Here is a 1197-nt window from a genome sequence, read left to right on the forward strand (position 1 = left end):
AAGCACTCAACAAGCATTATTTATTCAATGATCTTAGAGACGATACCGGCACCAACAGTACGACCACCTTCACGAATAGCAAAACGAAGTTTTTCCTCCATCGCTATTGGAACGATCAACGAAACATCCATGGCAACATTATCACCGGGCATAACCATTTCTGTTCCTTCTGGAAGCGTAACAATACCTGTAACATCCGTCGTACGGAAGTAAAACTGTGGACGATAATTCGTGAAAAAGGGCGTATGACGTCCACCTTCATCTTTTGTCAAAATGTAAGCTTCTGCTTTAAACCGTGTATGAGGTGTAACGGATCCTGGCTTCGCCAATACTTGACCACGCTCAATCCCTTCACGGTCAACACCACGTAGCAGAGCTCCTATATTATCACCCGCTTGACCTTGATCCAAAAGCTTGCGGAACATTTCAACGCCTGTAACCGTCGTCTTAGAAGTTGGACGAATACCGATAATCTCGATTTCCTCTCCAACTTTGATAACACCACGCTCAACACGACCCGTAACAACGGTTCCACGACCCGAAATCGAAAACACATCCTCTATCGGCATCAAAAATGGTTGATCAACAGGACGCTCAGGGGTTGGAATATAATTATCAACTTCACTCATTAAAAGACGAACAGCATCTTCACCAATGCTTTTATCCTTATCCTCAAGAGCTGCCAACGCAGAACCCTTAACAATTGGTATATCATCGCCTGGGAAATCATATTTGGATAAAAGTTCCCGAACTTCAAGCTCTACAAGCTCCAAAAGTTCTGCATCATCAACCTGATCAACTTTATTAAGAAAAACAACAATTGCTGGAACACCAACCTGACGTGCAAGCAAAATATGCTCACGTGTCTGAGGCATTGGGCCATCCGCTGCTGAAACAACCAAAATAGCACCATCCATCTGTGCTGCCCCTGTGATCATGTTTTTCACATAATCAGCGTGTCCTGGACAATCAACGTGCGCATAGTGACGATTTTCCGTTTCATACTCAACATGTGCTGTAGAAATAGTAATTCCACGTGCACGTTCCTCTGGCGCAGCGTCAATTTGGTCATAAGCTTTAAATTCACCAAAATATTTCGTAATCGCTGCTGTCAACGAGGTCTTCCCATGATCAACGTGACCAATCGTACCAATATTAACATGCGGTTTTGTTCGTTCAAACTTGCTCTTCGCCATT

1 protein-coding gene is annotated in these 1197 nt (G+C 43.7%); it reads right to left on the minus strand.

Going from position 1 to position 1197, the window contains the following annotated elements; translation table 11 throughout:
* Positions 1–20: 20 nt before the first annotated feature.
* Positions 21–1196, minus strand: coding sequence for an elongation factor Tu (gene tuf / locus ACFIMW_RS09280; RefSeq protein ID WP_012755022.1), 1176 nt, complete (start codon positions 1194–1196; stop codon positions 21–23).
* Position 1197 lies beyond the last annotated feature (1 nt).

The organism is Bartonella sp. AC329YNZD, assembly GCF_042196685.1.
Lineage (GTDB): Bacteria > Pseudomonadota > Alphaproteobacteria > Rhizobiales > Rhizobiaceae > Bartonella.

Coding starts and splice junctions, on each gene's coding strand:
- tuf (WP_012755022.1), bottom strand. CDS start 1,196: ATGGCGAAGAGCAAGTTTGAACGAACAAAACCGCATGTTAATATTGGT.